Origin of the sequence: Edaphobacter modestus, from assembly GCF_004217555.1 — a bacterium.
Classification (GTDB): domain Bacteria; phylum Acidobacteriota; class Terriglobia; order Terriglobales; family Acidobacteriaceae; genus Edaphobacter; species Edaphobacter modestus.
Window position 1 is genome coordinate 5,583,081 of record NZ_SHKW01000001.1, and the last position, 19,668, is coordinate 5,602,748.

15 protein-coding genes are annotated in these 19,668 nt (G+C 60.2%); 6 read left to right on the forward strand and 9 right to left on the reverse strand.

All coding sequences use genetic code 11. The features are described from left to right. Positions 1-20 precede the first annotated feature (20 nt). Both BDD14_RS23550 and BDD14_RS23555 read left to right on the forward strand, forming a co-directional pair. Positions 21-2,879 (forward strand): phosphoesterase, encoded by a 2,859-nt coding sequence (locus tag BDD14_RS23550; protein ID WP_242618158.1) that lies wholly within the window; start codon positions 21-23, stop codon positions 2,877-2,879. After that, positions 2,866-3,783, forward strand: a complete 918-nt coding sequence (locus BDD14_RS23555; protein WP_242618159.1) for a type I phosphomannose isomerase catalytic subunit — start codon at positions 2,866-2,868, stop codon at positions 3,781-3,783. Before BDD14_RS23550 ends, BDD14_RS23555 begins: the two co-directional genes overlap by 14 nt. A 28-nt stretch (positions 3,784-3,811) precedes the next feature. Here the strand turns inward: BDD14_RS23555 and BDD14_RS23560 are convergent, their stop codons facing one another. Further along, the gene (locus BDD14_RS23560; protein ID WP_130421745.1) at positions 3,812-4,675 is read right to left on the reverse strand and encodes an IclR family transcriptional regulator domain-containing protein; all 864 of its coding nucleotides are present in this window, start codon (positions 4,673-4,675) and stop codon (positions 3,812-3,814) included. A 203-nt stretch (positions 4,676-4,878) separates the two neighbouring features. Between BDD14_RS23560 and pgi the strand changes: the two genes are divergently transcribed. Together pgi and BDD14_RS23570 are read left to right on the forward strand one after the other, a co-directional pair. Beyond that, entirely contained in the window at positions 4,879-6,516 is a 1,638-nt protein-coding gene (gene pgi, locus BDD14_RS23565) for a glucose-6-phosphate isomerase (RefSeq protein WP_130421747.1), read from the forward strand. A gap of 432 nt (positions 6,517-6,948) precedes the next feature. After that, positions 6,949-8,610 (forward strand): two-component system sensor histidine kinase NtrB, encoded by a 1,662-nt coding sequence (locus tag BDD14_RS23570; protein WP_242618160.1) that lies wholly within the window; start codon positions 6,949-6,951, stop codon positions 8,608-8,610. A gap of 217 nt (positions 8,611-8,827) precedes the next feature. On the opposite strand, the gene BDD14_RS23575 is transcribed toward BDD14_RS23570, so the two are convergent. The 3 genes from BDD14_RS23575 to BDD14_RS23585 form a co-directional block, all read right to left on the reverse strand. Then, on the reverse strand, positions 8,828-10,369 hold the full coding sequence (locus tag BDD14_RS23575) for a hypothetical protein (RefSeq protein ID WP_130421751.1): 1,542 nt from the start codon (positions 10,367-10,369) through the stop codon (positions 8,828-8,830). 65 nt (positions 10,370-10,434) lie between these two features. After that, positions 10,435-11,130, reverse strand: a complete 696-nt coding sequence (locus BDD14_RS23580; protein WP_130421753.1) for a peroxiredoxin-like family protein — start codon at positions 11,128-11,130, stop codon at positions 10,435-10,437. Positions 11,131-11,189: 59 nt separating this feature from the next. Beyond that, positions 11,190-12,182, reverse strand: coding sequence for a dienelactone hydrolase family protein (locus BDD14_RS23585; RefSeq protein WP_242618161.1), 993 nt, complete (start codon positions 12,180-12,182; stop codon positions 11,190-11,192). A 36-nt stretch (positions 12,183-12,218) separates the two neighbouring features. On the opposite strand from BDD14_RS23585, the gene BDD14_RS23590 reads away from it, so the two are divergent. Continuing rightward, on the forward strand, positions 12,219-12,767 hold the full coding sequence (locus BDD14_RS23590) for a GNAT family N-acetyltransferase (protein WP_130421754.1): 549 nt from the start codon (positions 12,219-12,221) through the stop codon (positions 12,765-12,767). A gap of 26 nt (positions 12,768-12,793) precedes the next feature. Next, positions 12,794-14,332, forward strand: coding sequence for a helicase HerA-like C-terminal domain-containing protein (locus tag BDD14_RS23595; RefSeq protein ID WP_130421756.1), 1,539 nt, complete (start codon positions 12,794-12,796; stop codon positions 14,330-14,332). Positions 14,333-14,397: 65 nt separating this feature from the next. Here the strand turns inward: BDD14_RS23595 and BDD14_RS23600 are convergent, their stop codons facing one another. From BDD14_RS23600 to BDD14_RS23620, 5 genes are all read right to left on the reverse strand, one after another. Next, positions 14,398-14,541, reverse strand: a complete 144-nt coding sequence (locus BDD14_RS23600) for a DUF3309 family protein (protein ID WP_130421759.1) — start codon at positions 14,539-14,541, stop codon at positions 14,398-14,400. An 83-nt stretch (positions 14,542-14,624) separates the two neighbouring features. After that, on the reverse strand, positions 14,625-16,043 hold the full coding sequence (locus tag BDD14_RS23605; protein ID WP_242618162.1) for an alpha-L-fucosidase: 1,419 nt from the start codon (positions 16,041-16,043) through the stop codon (positions 14,625-14,627). A 69-nt stretch (positions 16,044-16,112) separates the two neighbouring features. Continuing rightward, entirely contained in the window at positions 16,113-17,342 is a 1,230-nt protein-coding gene (locus BDD14_RS23610; protein WP_165420217.1) for a GGDEF domain-containing protein, read from the reverse strand. Between the two features lie 131 nt (positions 17,343-17,473). Next, the gene (locus tag BDD14_RS23615) at positions 17,474-17,854 is read right to left on the reverse strand and encodes a group III truncated hemoglobin (RefSeq protein WP_130421763.1); all 381 of its coding nucleotides are present in this window, start codon (positions 17,852-17,854) and stop codon (positions 17,474-17,476) included. A gap of 33 nt (positions 17,855-17,887) precedes the next feature. Further along, positions 17,888-19,450, reverse strand: coding sequence for an FAD-dependent oxidoreductase (locus BDD14_RS23620; RefSeq protein WP_130421765.1), 1,563 nt, complete (start codon positions 19,448-19,450; stop codon positions 17,888-17,890). Between the last annotated feature and the right edge of the window lie 218 nt (positions 19,451-19,668).

A 19,668-nucleotide genomic window follows, 5' to 3' on the forward strand; every position in this document is an offset into this window, starting at 1 on the left:
GATTTTGTACGGAGGCAAGAGTGATTCGAGGCGCGGTGAGAACCGGAGTAGCGGCATGGGCGGTGGCGGGCGTAGTGAGTGTGGTCGGAATGGTTCGGGCACAGGAGCCGAGACCACAGGGCGCGATCAACCTGCCTACGAGTAAACAGATTCTGCCCCCGGTTCCGGGTGGACCGCAGAGGGTGAACAGCCTTCCGCTGTCGATGGCCGTCTCGCCGGACAAGCGCTATGTGGTGACGGTGAACGCGGGGTATGGGACCTACGAGTCACGGTACATGCAGTCGCTCTCGGTGCTGGATACGAAGACGGGAAAGGTCGAGGACTTTCCGGACGACTGGACCCTTGTGGGTGCGAAGCAAACTCTGTACTCAGGATTGGCCTTCAGCGTGGACGGAGGCCATGTGTACGCGAGCCTCGGTTCGGAGACGGATCCTCTGGGCGACGGCGAGAAGAAGATGGGCAGCGGAATCATCGTCTATGGATTTCGCGATGGGAAGATTACGCGGGAGAAGATGCTGAAGATTCCGATGCAGCAGCTTGCTCCGGGAAGAAAGACGCTGCTGGTGGGTGGTGTTGAGGGCGATAAGGGAATTCCGTTTCCGGCGGCGATCGCAGTGATTGGGAAGGCGGGTGCGGAGAAGCTTCTGGTTGCGGGAAATCTCTCGGACGATGTGCTGCTGATGGACGCCGCGACCGGCGCGGCGGAGAAGCGATTCGACCTGTCGGAGTCGGATGCCGTGCCGTCAACTTATCCGATTGCTCTCGCCGTCACGAAGGACCAGTCGCGGGCGTTTGTGGCGTTGTGGAATGCTTCGGAGGTTATGGAGCTGGATCTGAAGAAGGGCACGGTGGGGCGGAAGCTTGCCCTGTTGAAGCCTACTGTGGCGACGGCCGCTGGAACTCATCCGGTGGTTATGGAGATTGCGCCAGATGAGAAGACGATGTACATCGCGCTGGCGAACCGCGATGCTGTGGCTGCGGTGAGCCTTGATAAGGGACGCTTTGGCTTAAAGGGATACTTCGATACTCGGCTGCCGGGGCAAACTTACTTTGGCGCGGAGCCGGACGCGCTCGCGGTATCGCCCGATGGCAAGCGGGTGTACGTGGGGAACGCTGCTTCGGACGCGGTTGCGGTGCTGGATACAACGAAGCTGACAGCGAAGACGGCGAGCAAGGGCATGGTGGAGCCGGTGGGCTTTGTGCCGACGGAGTGGATGCCGACGGCGATGTCCCTGCTGGATGGGAAGCTCTATGTCGCGACAGCGAAGGGCAAGGGGATGGGGCCGAATAACTTTCCCCAGCGGCTGACGCCGGAGACGCAGGCGCGGTATGGGAAGTCGAAGTTTACCTATATCGGCACGCTGATCTACGGATCGGTGGCATCGCTGGATGTTGCCGCGATGGAGCGCGAGCTTCCGCGATGGACGGCTGAGGTGCTGGAGTCGAACCGGATGAAGGCAGCGGAGGAGAAAATTCGCTTTTCCGACGGGTCGGACAGCCGCATCAAGCACGTGATCTACATCATCAAGGAGAACCGGACTTACGACCAGGTGTTCGGCGACCTGGAGCAGAATGGCAAGCGCGTGGGCAACGGGGATGCGAGCCTGACGATGTACGGGAACGACGTGACGCCAAATCAACATGCGCTGGCGATGCAGTTTGGCGTGCTGGACAACTTCTATGACTCCGGCGAGGTTTCGGGCGACGGCCATGTGTGGTCGATGGCGGCGATCGGCACGGATTACCTGGAGAGGACCTGGGAGCAGGATTACCGCGGATCGCAGCGGACGTATGACTTCGAGGGCGTGGTGGCGGAGGGATATCCGCTGCTGCAGAATATTCCGGATGTGAACGAGCCTTCGAGTGGATACCTGTGGGGCAATCTGGCCAAACATGGAAAGACGTACTACAACTTCGGCGAGTACATCTCGTCGAAGTTCTGCGATGCGAAGAAGACGGCGAATCCGCAGCAGGGGCCGTTGCTGGAGGGGCAGAGCTGCGAGAGACCGGCGATCAACCCAGGTGAGGAGATTCCGGCCGAGTGGGGCGGCGGTGTGAACAAGTGGCCGTGGGCGATTCCGCGAGTTGCGAAGAACATTGCGACCAAGCCGGAGCTCGTTGGGCACTTCGCCCCGGAGGCTCCGGACTTCAATCTGCGGATTCCGGAGCAGATTCGTGCGGAGATCTTTATGCGGCACCTGAACGGGTGGGTGAAGGACCGCGAGGAGGGCAAGGACACGATGCCGAACTTCATCATCCTGCGGATGGGGAATGACCACACGGCGGGGACGACTCCGGGCGGGCCTACGCCGCGGTCGTCGGTTGCGGATAATGATCTTGCGATCGGGCGCGCGGTGGATGCGGTGTCGCACTCCGCATATTGGGACGACACGGCGTTTTTCATTCTGGAGGACGATGCGCAGAATGGGGCTGACCACGTGGACGCGCACAGAAGCCTGGCGCTGGTGATCAGCAAGTATGCACCGCACAAAGAGGACGACGGCGCGTTTGTGGACAGTCGGTTCTATTCGACGGTGAGTGTGATCAGAACGATGGAGACGCTGCTGGGGCTGCCGCCGATGAACAACAACGATGCGTTCAGCTCGATGATGAGCCCGCTGTTTGCGGGGCCGGGAGATCAGAAGCCCTTTGTGGCGAACTACGTGAATCGCGAGAATGGGCTGATTTATACGGCGAACCAGAACACGGCTCCCGGAGCGAAGCTGTCGTCAAAGATGGACTTCAAACATGCGGACCGGGCCGATCCGGTGAAGTTGAACGTTATTCTATGGATGGACGCCATGGGCGAGAAGCCTGTGCCTCCGATGTTGCTGGAGAAAAGGAAGAAGATTAAAAAAGATGACGATGACGACGACTAATGTTGCGCCCTTCCGGCTGAAGCCGTGGTTCAGTGAAAGACCGTGGGGAAGGAAGGACCTGAAGCCATGGTATGCGGAGACGGGAACCAACGAGCTTGTAGGCGAGGCCTGGCTGACCGGGCCGCAGTGCGTCGTGGAAGAGGGCGAGCTGGAAGGGAGGACTCTGGAGTCGCTTTCGGAGATGTTGGGCGGCGAGTTTCCTCTGCTGGTGAAGCTGCTGTTTCCCAACGAGAAGCTGTCGGTGCAGGTACATCCGGACGATGCGCAGGCGCAGGCCGCTGGCGGGGCTCGGGGTAAGACGGAGTGCTGGTATGTGCTGGAGGCTGAGCCGGGCGCGGCCGTGGCGCTGGGGCTGAAGCCGGGCGCCGATGCGGAGAAGATCAAGGCCGCTATTGCCGATGGCACGATGGAAGATCTGATGGAGTGGGTTCCGGTGAGCGTGGGCGATATGCTGTTCGTCGATGCGGGAACGGTACATGCCATCGGGCCGGGCGTGGTGCTGCTGGAGACGCAGCAGACGAGCGATATCACGTACAGGCTGTACGACTATGGGCGTCCGCGGGAGCTGCATCTGGAGCAGGGCCTGAAGGTGATACGGGCGAAGACTGCCGCCGGCAAGGTTGCGCCGAAGGAGATGGCGGGCTTCACGCGGCTGATCGAGCAGAAGTATTTTGTGGTGGACCGGTTCGAGCTGGGCAGGATGGAAGAAAGAAGCCTGACGATGGATGGCGCCGGATGCCTGGTGGGGCTGAGAGGGAAGGTGTGGGTGATTACGCCGGGCGATGAGGTCGAGCTGGAGCCGGGCAAGGCTGTGGTGATTCCTCAAGGTACGGGCGAGGTGATCGTCGATGCGGAAGAGGGCGCGACGTTTGTGCGGTGCGTGGCTCCCGTCTCCGCAGGCTAGAACTGCGGAGACGGCGAGGGAACGATTGCTAGCGCAGGAAGACGGCCAGCTCGCTGGCGGCGTTGCGGAGATGCGGGAGGAATCTCGTCTGCATCTCGAGCGCGGAGATACGCGGCGCGCTGCCGCTGAGGTTGATGGTGGCTACGGCGCGTCCGTTGGGAGCGAGGACAGGGACGGCGAGGGAGCGCAGGCCCACTTCGTACTCCTGATCGCAGAGAGCGTAGCCGTTGCGGCGAACGTTGCGCAGCAGCATACGCAGCTTTTCGACGGAGACGACGGTGCGGGTGGTGTGGGGAACGAGGTTGACGCGGGCAAGGTAGGCCTCGATCTGCTCGGGGGTAAGGTAAGCGAGCAGGATGCGTCCCATGCTGGTGCAGTAGGCGGGGAGGCGGCTGCCGATGTGGAGATCGACGGCCATGACGCGATTGACAGTGGTGCGGGCGACGTAGACGATGTCGTCTCCGTCGAGGGTGGCGACCGAGAAGGACTCGCGCAACGCGGCAGACATGCGCTCGAGGATCGGTTGTGCCGCGGAGGAGAGAGTGTTCGAAGCGGTGTAAGTGTGCGAGAGGGTGAGCATGCGCGGACGAAGCGAGTAGCGCGAGCCGTCCTCAGCACCGGCGAAGCCGAGCTTGGTGAGGGTGTAGAGGCAGCGGCGGACAGCCGCGCGGGAGAGGCCGGTGCGCACGCTGAGCTGCGAGATGGTCATCTGCGGGTTCTGCTGGGTGAAGGCCTGAATAACGATAAGACCTCGCGCGAGCGAGGTCATGAAGTTCGGATCTCCGGTGAAGACATCGAGCGAGGCTGCGGGCGTCTGCTTTTGCGCTGGAGGCGGAGGCGCTGGGAGCGGAGGTGTATCGGGTGAAAGCGGACGACGCGGAGTGAGGCTCATGGGATCCCTTTCCTCCGGCGACCGCATCGGGGCGATAGCCGGTCTTGTTTTACGATAAACGCACACGCGCTCTTGTCGCAAGTCCCGTATATACCGCGGGGGCGCGCGCTGTGAGAAGATACAGCCGGAAATGTTCCTTTTCGATCTCGCCGAACATCACACTCAACGACAAACGATTTAACAGCAGAGGAGAAACAGATCGCATGCAGACGACAACTAAATCCACACCTCATGTCGACCAGCCGGCCTGGAAGGCCCTTCAGGCTCATTCAGAGCAGATTCGCGGGAAGCATCTGCGGGAGCTGTTTGCGGAGGACTCCTCTCGCGGCGAGCGCCTGACGGCGGAGGCGGAGGGAATCTTTCTCGACTACTCGAAGAACCGCGTGACCGATGAGACGCTGAAGCTGCTGGTGCAGCTGGCCGAGCAGGCGGGCCTGCGCCAACGCACGGAGGCGATGTTTACCGGCGAGAAGATCAATATCACCGAGAACCGCGCGGTTCTGCATGTGGCGCTGCGTGCGCCGAAGAGCGAATCGATTGTCGTCGACGGTGAGGACGTGGTTCCCGAGGTGCACAAGGTTCTGGAGAAGATGTCCGGCTTTGCGGATCGGGTTCGCAGTGGAGAGTGGAAGGGCCACACGGGCAAGCGCATCAAGAACGTCGTAAACATCGGGATCGGAGGATCGGACCTGGGGCCTGTGATGGCTTATGAGGCGCTGAAGCACTACTCACAGCGCGATATGACGTTCCGGTTCGTCTCCAATGTCGACGGTACGGACTTCGCTGAGGCCGTGCAGGATCTGGATGCAGAGGAGACGCTGTTCCTGGTGGCCTCGAAGACGTTCACCACGCTGGAGACGATGACGAATGCTCATACGGCGCGTGAATGGGCGCTGAAGAAGCTGAGTGATGAGAAGGCGGTGGCGAAGCACTTCGTGGCGATCTCGACCAATGCGAAGGAGGTCGCGAAGTTCGGCATCGACACGGAGAATATGTTCGGGTTCTGGGACTGGGTCGGCGGACGGTACTCGATGGACTCGGCCATTGGGCTTTCGACGATGATTGCGATCGGGCCGAAGGGCTTCCGCGAGATGCTGGAAGGGTTCCATGCGATGGACGTGCACTTCCGCACGGCGCCGCTCGAGAAGAATCTGCCGGTGCTGCTGGGTTTGCTGACGGTTTGGTATACAGAATTCTTTGACGCGCAGACTGTCGCGATTCTGCCGTATGAGCAGTACCTGAAGCGGTTTCCGGCGTACCTGCAGCAGCTGACGATGGAGTCGAACGGCAAGCACGTGACGCTGGATGGGACGAAGGTGAACTATGAGACCGGGCCAATCTACTGGGGCGAGCCGGGAACCAATGGGCAGCACTCGTTCTACCAGTTGATTCACCAGGGGACGCGGCTGATTCCGTGCGATTTCATTGGCTTTGCGAAGGCGCTGAATCCGCTGGGCCGTCACCACGACATACTGATGGCGAATGTCTTCGCGCAGGCTGAGGCACTGGCCTTCGGCAAGACGGCGGACCAGGTGAAGGCCGAAGGTACGCCGGACTGGCTGGTTCCGCATCGCGTGTTCGAGGGCAATCGTCCGTCGAACACAATTCTTGCGGACACGCTGACGCCGGCGCTGCTGGGCAAGCTGGTGGCTCTGTATGAGCACTCGGTGTTTACGCAGGGCGTGATCTGGAATGTCGACTCGTTCGATCAGTGGGGCGTGGAGCTGGGCAAGGTGCTTGCGACGAAGATCCTGGGCGAACTGGAGAGCAAGGACGAGCCGAAGCTGGAGCACGATAGCTCGACGACAAACCTGATCAAGCGGTACAGGAAGAACAAGTAACGGTTGGAGATTCGCCCGGTGCAAGTAATGGACCTTGCACCGGACATGGTGTTCCATCTCCTATCGACTGCCATTGAGATATTACAACGGCGTTTTCGGGTACTAATTCTCTGAACCAACCTCAATTCAAGCTCATTGAGTCCTTATGGACTGCTAGCAACAGATGACATCAGCTGCGGGCGACCCGCTGGACGTAAACGGTTTTGGAACGACGATTGCCCCGAATCTGACCAGGCCACACTTGCGTGGCGAACCCCCGACTCATTAGGTTCAGGCTGCTGGCCAGCGTCCGCGTGGAGCGGCCGAAGGATGACGCGGGCCGACTGTGGGTCTCAACCAGTAAAAGTGTCTTCTATTTCGAAATCGACTAATCTGTTGGGATTCGGGGAATTCCAGGTGGCAGCATCCTTGCGATCTCGGGCGCTGGAGGAAATGAACTCAGCACTTCGACCGCGTTGCGGCTACCCGTACGCTGTAGCTCGTCAGATGTGGCGAGTTCGCTGGGTGGTCAGCGTTATGGCGCTGTCCTGCATGATGTTCGCGTGTCGTGCAAATAAGAACCCGTCCGGGCCGGCCATCGAGTTCACTAGAGTTCCACTCGCAACCGAGGGCGGTCCCGATCGAATGGAGCCAATCGAGGGCCGGGTGATTCGCGGCAGCCCAGGACAACGTGTTGTGTTATTCGCGCACTGGGGAACCTGGTGGGTGCAGCCGCTCGTTGATCATCCTTTCACGACCATCCAACCAGATTCCAAGTGGCGGAGCTCGACACATTTCGGAACAGAATACGCCGCGCTCCTCGTGGATGCGACTTATCAGCCTCCGGCGAGAATTGACTTTCTGCCGTCCACGGGCCACGGCGTAGTTGCGGTGGCGGTGGTGGAGGGCAGACCAGTGTTCTGGCAGACGTGGTGGTTTCTGCTAACTGCAACGCTGGCATCGGCAGTGATCGTCGCAGCCTGCTTTCGCTACCGAATGGTGCGATTGGCCAACGAGGAACAGAAGTTTCGGGAAGCGATCGAAACTATGCCGGCGATGGCGCTTATCACTCGGTCCGACGGTTATTGCACGTTCGTAAATAGGGGTTGGGTCGAATTTACAGGATTGACCGTAGAACGGTCGTCCGGATCAGGTTGGCAGGCTGCCGTGCATCCGGACGATCTCAGTCGAGTTGTCAACAGATGGCGTGCGTCTTTGGCTTCGGGGGAACCTCTGGAGCACGAAGTACGCGTTGGACGCGTCGCGGATGGAGCATATCGCTGGTTCCTGATTCGCGCCGTGCCGCTGCGGGATAAGCGCGGGAAGATTTTGAAATGGTGTGGCGCGGCGACGGATATTGAAGACCGCCAGCGCGCCCAGCAGCTACAGGCAAGTCTTACCCATATTAACCGGGTCAACTCAATGGGGGAATTGGTTGCCTCCATCTCGCACGAGCTCCTACAACCCATCACGGCCACAACCCTTAATGCCAAGACATCTTTGCGATGGCTTCAGCGCGACCCGCCCGATCTGACGCAAGTTCGCGAAGGGACCGAAAAAATCATCGAAGCTGTCACTCGTGCGTCGGAAATCATCGACCGCCTGCGATCGTTGTACAAGAAGGCCGCTCCCAAACGAGAGTTGGTCGCGATGAATGAGGTCGTCAGCGAAATGGCCGGGATGCTGAGAAGTGAAGCCACAAGGCACGGAGTATCGATCCGCACCGATCTCAAAGATGATCTTCCAATGACCGCGGCAGATCGAGTGCAACTTCAGCAGGTGCTCATGAACCTGATGTTGAATGGCATCGAGGCGATGAGCGAGACAGGCGGCGTGCTCACGGTCAAATCGCAATTAGGCCCAGACGGCAAGATCCAGATCTCTGTAAACGACACAGGCCCCGGGCTACCGCCCGGTAAGTCCGACCAATTATTTGAGGCTTTCTTTACAACGAAACCGCAAGGCAGCGGCATGGGCCTGTCGATCAGTAAGTCGATCGTTGAGGCACACGGCGGCCGTATATGGGCAACAATGAACGGGGGATGCGGCGCGACATTCCACTTCGCACTGCCTTCGGCAGCGGAAGAAGCAAATAATCACGATACTGTCACGTAATTCCACATTTCCTCGGGACCCTAGTGCGCCCAAGCCGGGGTCATTTGCGCAAAACCGCCGATGCACTCATTCAGGCCCCGGATTAGTACCGACATGTCGGCTTGTGGACAGCAGACAGTCCTTCTCGTGTTGGTCCAGTGATGTTCAAGCGTGCGCCAAATCCGCGGTGCGTACGGCATTTACTGTTGTCGCTCACACTTTGCCAGTTTCTTTGCCGTCAGCGTAGTTGCAGCATGACTGCGGTGTGGGCGGGGATGGTGATGGTCTGGCCTTCGGCGGCCTTCGTGGACTTGATGGATTTGCCGCCAGGTGTGATGTGGGTCTCGGGCTGGTCGAGCGCGCTGCCGCTGAGGACTTCGATGACCTGGGCGGCGGCCATGGAGAGGGTAAGCTCCTGCGAGGCGTCCTTGTTGAGGACAGCGACGATGACCTTGTTGTCGGCGCGCCGCGCGGCGTAGGCGACAGCGTTGACGGTGCCAGGATTGAAGTCGATAGGGAGCAGTGTGGTTCCGGCAAAGCGCGAGGCGAACTTCATGCCGTAGCCTACAGGCTCGATGAGGTATTTGCCGTTAAGCTTGCCGTCGACGCCAGAGCCTGCGAGTGTGCCTTCGTTGGCGATGGGGGTGTAGAAGGGCTTGGGGTGAGGGACGTTGGGGTCCTTCATGAGCTGCTCGCCGCGGAGGAAGCCGCCGACGGAGACGGCCTGCGCGTGACCGCTGCCGCCGTGCAGGTTAACGCCGCTGTAGCCGAGGGACATCAGCTCGAAGAGATAGTCGGCTCCCCAGAGTGCCGCGGCGAAGGCGTCGCTGAGGCCGGGCTTGCCGCCCTGATAGACGGTGTTGCCTTCTGTCATACGGAAGGGCACACCCATCTTCGTCGCGGCCTCGCGGGCGAGAGCGGCCTTCTGAGCGACGGCGGGGCTGGGTCTGAGGAGACGTTCGATGTTGGCGTTCGCGCTGCTGGGCGGCCCTCCCCAGTAGTAGTGATGGGAGAGGGTGATGACGTTCGGCTTTTCAGGAAGAGATGCCCAGCGGTCGGCGATCTTTGGCAGCCAGGAGACGTCGGAGGCGACGTCGGGCATGCCGAACTTTGCTCCGGGGACAGCCTTCTGGACGGCGAGAGCAAGCGGGACCCACTCCTTGAGGTACTGGTCGACTCCCCATGTCTTGGGGTCGCGCAGATGGCGATTGAACATGTCGACTTCGTTGCCAAGCTGGAAGTATTGAAGATGCGTGCCTAACGTCTGAGCAACGAAACGGGCTTCGGCGACGTCGGCCGCTTCGACCGCGAATCCCAGGTTGAGGCCGTAGATGCAGGTCCAGCCGGTGGCTTTCAGGAAGCCGTTGAGGTTGTGGATGGCCTCGGGGGTGATGGCGAAGATGGTCGTTGGCGGCGGCTCACCATTATCGGCTTTGCCGGAGGTGCGGACAGGAGGCTGGCTGGCAGGAGTAGCCTTCCACCAGCCGAACTCGCTGGTATTGCCGCCGAGACGAAGGACGCCGTGAGATGAGATCTTACGGAACTCTGCGATAAGGCCGGTATTCGCGGGGGAGAAGAAGGTGGGGTCTTCAAGCTGCATGGCCTCGTAGGAGAGGCCGATGAAGTCGGCTGGAACTTTGGCGATGGGCGCGCCGCTTCCGAGCTTGAGAGCTGCGGTCGGGGCCTGGGCAAAAAGTGAGGCTGGGCGAAGAGCAGCAAGAGCGAGGGTGAGGGAGGACTGGCGAAGAAATTTACGGCGTGCGAAGGGAAGAGGGCTCATCGAAGACGACTATATCAGCCGGATGAAGGCGGATCATCCTACAGGGAAGGTACGGAAAGCGAGGCTTACATTGCTGCGGCAGCGAGGGCGGCGAGAACGTCAGCTGGCTCCGGCCGGACACGGAAGTCGGCGTGAGCCTCGGCGAAGGTGATGGTGTTTCGGCGATCGACGATGAAGGTTCCGGGAAGGGGCAGGCGCCAGCTTTCTTCTGTAGCGGTTTGATAGTTGAGCCCGGCGTTGTTGAAGGGGATGTTGACGAGGATCGACTGATAGTACCGGCGCTGTTCGGGGGAGACGGTATACGCGAGTCCAAACTGCTCGGCAACTTTGCACCCGGCATCGCTCAGCAGAGGGAAGGGCAGCCCGTGCTGATCGAGCATGAAGACATTCTGGCGCGGCGCTTGGGGAGAGATGGCGACGAACAGCGCGCCACGATTGCGCAGCTCGGCTGCGAGGTCACGCCAGTTTTCAAGCTCGGTGACGCAGTAGGGGCACCAGCGTCCACGGAAGAATTTGAGAACGAGGGGGCCAAGTGCTACGAGGTCCGCAGAGTGGACTGGCTTGCCGGTGCGGGCATCGGGCAGCGTGAACGAGGGCGCCTGCGCACCGGGCTTGAGGATGCGTTCTTCGATTCCGGTGGCGAAGAGCTCAGCGACAGTTCTCTCGGAGAAGGCGAGACGCTCGGGCTGCACGAGAGCGCGGGTGTTCTGGGTGATGCGATCGAGCTGGTCCTGGAGCGAGATTTTCAACGAAGAGGCCACGATTTCATTATCGCAGCCTCTTCGCGAAGCGCGCTGTGGAGGAAGGTTATCTCGAGCGCCTACATGGTTGCAGTGGCAGCTTCGGAGTGACACGAAGCCGCCGCGGCTGTGGACTTCGCATCCCGGCTCGACGGTTTTGCGGACGAGGGTGCTGCGGTGGAGCTATGTGAGGCAGGCAACGACTTCAGCAACGAGGTGAGCCGGGTGAAGGCCTGATCGCGCGCAACCTTGTTGGCAGGATTGTTGTTGGCTGGATCTTCGCCGGCGCGCATGAAGCCGTGTCCCGCGCCGTTGTAGGTGACGGGATCGAACTTCTTTCCAGCGGCCTTCATCCCCTCGATGGTTGCGGGGAGAGTGGCTCCAATGCGGGCGTCGTTGCCAGCATAGAAGCCGTAGACGGGCGCCACGATGCTGGCGAACTCAGAGGGGGGCGGACCGTAGAAGACGAAGGCCGCGGTGAGATCCTTGCGATGCGCGGCGAAGGCGAAGGACTTGCCTCCGCCCCAGCAGAAACCCACGGAGACGACGGTGCCGTTAGAGGCGGGAAGCTTCCTTCCGTAGTCCGCTGCGGCATCGAGATCGGCGTTGACGATGTCGGGGTTGAGGCCGGAGACCGCCTTGGTGATGGCGTCCATACCTGGATAGGAGTCGGTGCCGCCTCCGTTGGGCCCGGAGCCGGAGAGAAGATCGGGAGCCACGACGATGTAGCCGGCGGCGGCGAGCTCGTCGGCCATCTCCTTGACCCAGTCGGCGAGGCCGAAGATCTCGTGGATGAGGACGACGACGGGAGCCTTTCCACTGACCTCGGGATAGACGACGAACGCCTGGAGCGAACGGTCGCCGTGTTTGAGGGTGACGTACTCGCGATGACGAGGTGAGGCATCGAGACGCGTCTTTGCCCAGTCCTGCGCGGAGGCGGAGAGGGAGGCGAAGAAAACAACGAGGGTAATGAGGGAAAGCGTTGCGCGGCGCATGGGAGGAGTGTAAGCCCTGATGTTTTCCTCGACAATCGGGAAGATGTAAAAGTCTTGCCCGCGAGGGAGCGGGAGCATGATGCGGCACTTCGGCAAGGCGCTTATACTGCGCGGATGGCGGGCTTTCAGCTGAGAGTGGCGACCGAGGAGGATGTTCCGGCAATTCGTGAGCTGATCGATGCTTCCGTACGCAGGTTGCAGGCGGAGGATTATTCACCGGCGCAGATTGAGGCTTCGCTGCGGACGGTGTTTACGATCGACAGCCGGATAATCGCGGATGGAACGTATTTCGTGGCGTTCAGCGAGGACGGCACTCTTGCGGGATGCGGAGGCTGGAGTCGGCGCAAGACGCTGTATGGCGGCGATCACCAGGTGGAGAAGAGCGAGCCGGAGTTCCTGGATCCGTCGGTCGACGCAGCGAAGGTTCGGGCGATCTTCGTACATCCCAGCTTTGCGCGAAAGGGATTGGGAAGCAGGATTCTTGCCGCGGCGGAGGAGGCTGCGGTGCAGGCGGGCTTCCTGCGCTTCGAGATGGGGAGCACGCTGACCGGTGTGGAGCTGTATACGCTGAAGGGATATCGCGAGGTGGACCGTGTGATGGTTCCGGTAGGAGATGGGGAGCAGATCGAAGTTGTGCGGATGGTAAAGGACGCCTCGTTGTAGGCTGGTAACGCGATGGAGGGTTTGCGATGACGCAGATGGAGATTGCCAAGGGCGCCGGAGAGCTGTCTCTGCTGGCGGGAATGTCGAACCGCCACGGTCTGGTTGCGGGAGCGACTGGAACGGGAAAGACGGTTACGCTGCAGGTGATGGCCGAGGCGCTGAGCTCGATCGGAGTGCCGGTCTTCGCGGCGGATGTAAAGGGCGATCTCTCGGGAATCAGCCAGCCCGGCAAGAGTTCACCGAAGTTCGATGAGCGCGTGAAGTCTCTCGGGCTTGGTGACTGGACGTTTGCTGGGGCTCCGGTCGTCTTCTGGGATGTCTTTGGCAAGGAGGGGCACCCGGTGCGGACGACAATCAGCGAGATGGGACCGCTGCTGATGAGTCGCATCCTTAACCTGAACGATACGCAGACTGGTGTGTTGACGCTGGTGTTCAAGATCGCCGATGACAACGGCCTGCTGCTGCTCGACATGAAAGACCTGCAGGCGATGCTGCAGCATGTCTCCGAGCATGCGAAGGAGTATCAGACGAACTACGGCAATATTTCGGCGGCGAGCATCGGGGCCATCCAGCGCGGGCTGGTGGCGCTGCAGCAGCAGGGCGGAGATCAGTTCTTCGGCGAGCCTGCACTGAATATCGAAGACCTTCTGCAGACCGATTCAGCCGGCAAAGGCGTTGTGAATATCCTGGCGGCTGACAAGTTGCTTCAGTCGCCGCAGCTGTATGCGACGTTTCTGCTGTGGCTGATGAGTGAGCTGTTCGAAAAGCTGCCCGAGGTGGGCGATCCGGAGAAGCCGAAGCTCGTCTTCTTCTTCGATGAGGCTCATCTTCTGTTCAACGACCTTCCCCCGGTGCTGCAGTCACGGATCGAGCAGGTGGTGAGGCTGATTCGCTCGAAGGGTGTTGGCGTCTTCTTCGTAACGCAGAATCCGATCGACGTTCCAGACACGGTGCTGGGTCAGTTGGGAAATCGTGTTCAGCATGCGCTGCGCGCGTTTTCCCCGAAGGACCAGAAGGCGGTGAAGGCGGCCGCGCAGACCTTCCGAAGCAATCCCAAGCTCGATGTGGAAGAGGTGATTACGCAGATGGGCGTTGGCGAAGCGCTGATCTCGTTCCTCGACGAGAAGGGCATTCCAGGCGTGGTCGAGCGTGCCATGATCTGTCCACCGCACAGCCAGATTGGGCCGATTACTGCGGAGCAGAGAGCAGCCCTGATCAAGGGTTCGGTGGTTGCGGGAATTTATGAGGCGACGGTCGATCGCGAGTCGGCCTACGAGAAGCTGAAGGGCAAAGTGGCCGCGTCGACTGCGGAGGCCGCGCCCGCTTCAGGCGGGGCAGGCGCGGGAACGGTAGAGCAGGGCGGAGGATGGCTGGGGGGCCTGGAAGCTGCGGGCACTGCGCTTGGAGGCATCCTCGGTGGCGGCGGCTCGCGTGGGCGCGGCGATACCGTGGTGCAGGCGATGGTGAAGAGTGCTGCGCGCACCATGGGAAGTACGGTCGGCCGGCAGATCGTGCGCGGGGTGTTGGGCTCGCTTCTGGGCGGGGCCACGAGCAGGCGACGCTAGCAAACAGTGGCCCATCATTCCTGCAAGGAATGTGGGCCACGAGCACACCTGCGAATACAGCTGGTTCAGATGACCTTCAGAAGAAGAAGGAGGAGGACAATGGTGAGGATCAGGCTGAGGCCTCCACCACCGTAGTAGCCCAGACCGGGACCCATGCGATAGCCACCAAATCCGAAGAGCAAAATCAGGATGATCAGAAGGAGGATCATTTTCTTTTCTCATTCTCCTAACACAGATTTGCATTACGAGAGGTACGATGCAGATTTTGCGTCACGCGGAGGAGCCTTCGAAGTTATTTCCCCGGCGTTGAGCTCTTTACGCTGCTTGCGCCATCGTAGAGTTGAAACTCGCGGATCGCCGCCGATCCGACTGTAGACAGCAGGTTCAAGCGGACACGCTGTGTCGTCGTAGCGGGGAAGAGATCGATCTTCTTATGGCCGATGGCATGGGCGTGAACGAGCGATCTCCATGCGCCGTTCTGCCAGGCTTCGATGCTGTACTCCTCGATGCGCTGACCCTCGTTGAGCCATTCCATGGTGACGGCGCGGTCGAAGGTGACGGGCTTGTCGAACTGGAGTTCCAGGGTGGCATGCCGTTCAGGTGCGGACCAGAAGGTCGCGGGGTTGTTATCGATGGCTGCGTCAGAAGGAGCCTTCGAGGGGTGCATCGCTTTGAGAGCGAGATTGGTGCTGTAAAGGCGCTGAACAGCCTCACCGAACTCGCGCAGCCGGGCGACATCGGCATCGGGCAGACGTCCGGTGTTATCCGGTGCGAGGCCCAGCATGAGCTGTGCTCCCCGACCTACGGTTCTGGTATAGATGTCGAGCAGCTCGTCGACCGAGAGGAGAGAGCTTTCGTCATTAGGATGCCAGAACCAGTGAAGCTTGCGAAGCGGAGTATCGGCCTCGATGGGGCGCCAGCGGAGGTAGCCCGAGCGGTCGATGACGTTCCAGTTTTCGTAGGGAACGGTTCCATCTTCTGAGCCGACCCAGCGGATGTCTGCGTTCTTATAGAGCGCAACGTCGGCGAAGACGAGGGTATTGGGCTGGTAGGTGCGCAGCTTTTGGACGATCGTGTCGAAGTCGTAAGTACGGCCCTCGGAGCCTGCTCCGTCGAGCCAGAACTCGGTGAGAGGACCATAGTGGCTGGCGAGCTCGGTGAGCTGGGAAAGATAGTAAGCGTCGTAGGCCTTGGGATCGGGATAGCGGGAATCGTGTCGATCCCATGGAGAGAGATAGATTCCGAAGCCAAGACCGGCCTTGCGCGCGGAGTCGGAAGCGAGGCGGACGAGGTCGCCTCTGCCGTTGAGCCAGGGGCTGGATTTGACGGAGTAGTCGGTGTGGGCGCTCGGAAACAGCGCGAAACCGTCGTGATGTTTGGCGACAAGTACGGCGTACTTCGCGCCCGCCGCTCGGGCGGCCTGCATCCATTGATCGGTGTCGACGTGAGCTGGGTTGAAGACGGAAGGGGACGCGGTACCGTCTCCCCACTCGCGATTCAGGAAGGTGTTGGTGGAAAAGTGCAGGATGACACCGATCTCGAGATCCTGCCATTGCAGTTGCGGGGGACTTGGCTTGATGTCTTGAAAGCTTTGCGCAGGCGTTCTGGACGGAAGAAGCGAGGCGAGAAGGAGGAGGCAGATCTTCCGTACTCCGATTGCAACGGATCGGACGCGTGGGATGTCGAAAGATGGAAGGACCATAGTTCGCATGTTACCGTCTGGCTGGAAGTGCCGTGAGCGGTTATCCAATCCGCGGATTCGCGATTGCCTTGCTTCAGGTCAGTTTGGGAGCAGACCCAGCTTGGAACTGGAGACGTCCCTGGGGCGTAATTTGGTTGGGCCTGCATTCTTCTCTTCGTAGAGCGCTTTGTCGCACCGCATGAAAAGCTGCTCCCAGTCCTGCTCAGGCGAGTTCAGCTCGGCGAGCCCGAAGCTTGCACTCACCCTCGTGTGGATCTGGCCGTAGACAATCTCGGTCGCAGCAATGGAGACGCGGATCCGTTCGATGATCGTGGAGGCTTCGGCGATCGAGGTTCGAGGCAGCAGTACGGCGAACTCATCTCCACCGATGCGAGCGAGGATATCGTCTGGGCGCAGGTGATTCCGGAGACATGCGGCGACGGCAATCAAGGCGGCGTCGCCGCAATGATGTCCGAAGCAGTCGTTGATCTGTTTGAAAGCATCCAGGTCGATTACAACCGCAGAGAGGGGCACGGAATCTTTTCTGCAGATCAGAATGCTCTGCTCAGCGGCGCGCTCCACGCCGCGGCGGTTCAATGCCCCGGTAAGAGGGTCGGTGATTGTCTGGACCTCGAGCTTGCCGCGCAGCATGGCCGCCGTCATCCAGACGAAGGAGACCATGGCTCCCACTTGCAGGCAGGAGTTGACGATGAGAATCCATGCAAGGAACGGTCCCGCGTTGAGGTAGTTATGCGGGGCACCATGGAGTGCGACTCCTACAATGCGGACGATGTTGGTGATACAAAGCCCGACCAACATCAGCGTCATCGAGAGGATAGGAATTCGCAGGGCCGGGCTGCGATTGCGATAAAGAAAGAAAGCGATCTGGCCATGCTGACAGCCGAGCACCAGGCTAAGTGCTATAAGCCGCTTTCCCGTATCTGGATGAAACCAGCCATACTGCAGCATGGTGACCAGACCGATCAGGAACAAAAAGATCTGCAGGTAGAAATACGAAGTCTTGCGACCCAGAAAGCCGATGAGAGAGAAAGAAAGGAAGGCGTAGCCGATTACGACGAAGAGGTTTCCAAGAACGATCGAGATAAGGTCGGGGATATGCCCTCTCATCGCGACCGCGCTCGCCCCCAGAAAGACGAAAAAGCCATAAAGGGAGAAGGCGTAAACCCCCTTTGTCCCTTTGTAGAGCCATGAGTTGGCGACAGTCAGGATGGTATACGAGGCGAGAAAGACGGCATGCTCGACGTGCAGAGTATGAATGTCCAAGTGGGTGGCCCCGATACCAGTTTGCGACAATCTTATGCTAAACAACCGTTTTTCCTGCACAGCTTTGTTTTGATTCGGAGATTTGCCTCCCGCTTAGGTGTGCCCGATCCCGGGCAAGAGCCTCATTTCTCCGCTGAGACGCGCGTTAGCTGGCCGTCGACCTCGCCGGCGAGAGTCTAGGTTGTGGAGGGGCTCTGCTGCCGCTTATAGGCGATGCCGGCTTTGAAGTTTTGCGCGATTCTCTGCGATCGGGCAATGACGTTGGCAGCATGACGGGGCGGCAGAACTTCGTTTGCCGTCACGGCGAAGAGACTGAGCCAGCGCTCAAAGTGCTCAGGGTCGAGCGGAAGTTGAAGATGCGTCATCATGGGGTCGCCTTTGTAGCGGCTGGTGGTGAGCAGGATGGTCGACCAGAAATCCTTGAGTGTGGAGAGATGATGAGGCCAGTCACCCACGATGGCGTTGAAGATGGGACCGATATCGGGATCGATACGGACCCTGGCGTAGAAGGTGTCCACGAGCGTGGCGATCTCGGCCTCGGTGATCTTCGGTTCCATGGCATCTATCAGTTCACGATTGCTTTGACGGCGTCAAACTCGCTTCTCCATAAGATGGTTGGCGAGACGGATTCCAAGCGCGGTGATCGTCAGGGATGGATTTGCGCTTCCGGCTGTGTGAAACACAGAACCGTCGCAGACATAGAGATTGTTCACCCCAAAGACCTGGAGCTGCGCGTCGACGACGCCTCCCGAGGGAGAATCCGACATGCGCGCGGTTCCCAGATGATGAGCCGCAGAGGTGAGATGTTTTGTCCAGTCCTCGATTCGATCTACGGCCTCGATGCGATGTTGTCTGGATCGCAGGCCTTTGTCGAAGGCCAGGCGCGTGAAGGTTTCAAAGCTAGTGAAATCTCTTGAATGGAGCTGCCAATGCACGGAAGCGACCGGGTAGCCGAATCGATCTCGTACTTTTGGGGAGAGACGGGTGCGGCTGTCGGAGTTCGGCAGTTGCTCGGTCATAAAGAACAGCTCACCATAGCGGTAGATCGCGGGCAAGCGGCAGCGCGCAACAAGGATGCGGTAGAGCAGATTGGGCGAGCCGAAGATTCCGGCAATCTGGCCGACCGAAAGGTCGCGCAGGCCTCGCGTGCCGATAAAGGAAAGTCTCAGGTCTGCCCGGATGTGTTGCCCGGCAATGCAGGGTCGAATCATGAAGTAGTGGTTGGGCACAGCGGCGGCTGCCTGGTGTTCCGGCCGGAGCGTAAGGGAGACGCGCAGATGCCTGAAGCCGCCGGGAAGCGAGAGCGTGGAATAGGCGGGCGCGCGCAGCGGAAATCGAAAGCGAAGCATTGAGAACGGACCGGTAGGATGATCCATGAGGAAGCGGCCGACCATGTCGTGATCGTTGCCGATACCCTCCGGGCTGCGGGAGCGGGAGTTGAGCAGCAATCGGGGCGTCTCGAGGGCGCCGGCGCAAAGGATAAACCTCTGCGCTTTGATCCGGAAGATCTTTCCACCCGCGCCTGCCTTGAGAGCGATGATCCGGTTGCCCTCTTCATTCGAGATCAACTCGAGCGCGCAGGTGTTGAGGAGACATCGAAGCTGTCCGGCCTTAGCGAGCTCGAGAAGTTTTTTCTGCCACAGGTGAGGCGGCTTTCGATACTCCATCAGCTTCTGTTGCAGGATGGAGGAATCGAAGTCGATTGCCTTCATCGCGCGGCGGGCGGAAGCGCTGAGCGCTTCAGGTCGCAGGCCGGCGCACTCCTCATGGCCAAGCATCTGCGCGGCTCGATCGTAAAAGGGGTCGAGATCTTTCCGGCGAATGGGCCAGCCGGCGAGGCCGAGCCAGGGCCGGGGCTCGAAGTCGATCTCTTCGAGAGGGTTGCTGTTTCCATGCCATAGATTGCTGGTTCCCCCGAGGGAGATGGAGCGGGTAACGGGGATGCCGAAGGGGCGGCCGGTAATCTCCGCGGTGACACTGTCGTGGCGCTCAGGAGGAAGTCCGTTGACGTTTCCTGCTTCGACGAGAAGCACGTCCTGACCAGCCCTGGCGAGGGTGTACGCAACCGCGGCTCCCCCCATTCCGGAGCCAACGACACAGTAGGCAGATTCCACTACAAAGTCCGTTCCGACAGCCCTGCCGTCGATGACCATTAAGACCTCTGCCCGTGGAAATCCGGGCTCTCGTTTCACCTCGGGACAGGAATCGAACAAGGCTCAGCAATTCAATACGATGAGGCAATTGTCCCGGGGCTACAAACCTAGCAGAGACCCGGCGGGAATTCATTTTTATTCGTATGGTGTCGCTTCACGCCCGACGGAGAGTGGAGGCTCTTTTTGCTCGCCCAGGCCCTACCCCCGGGTGGTGATTT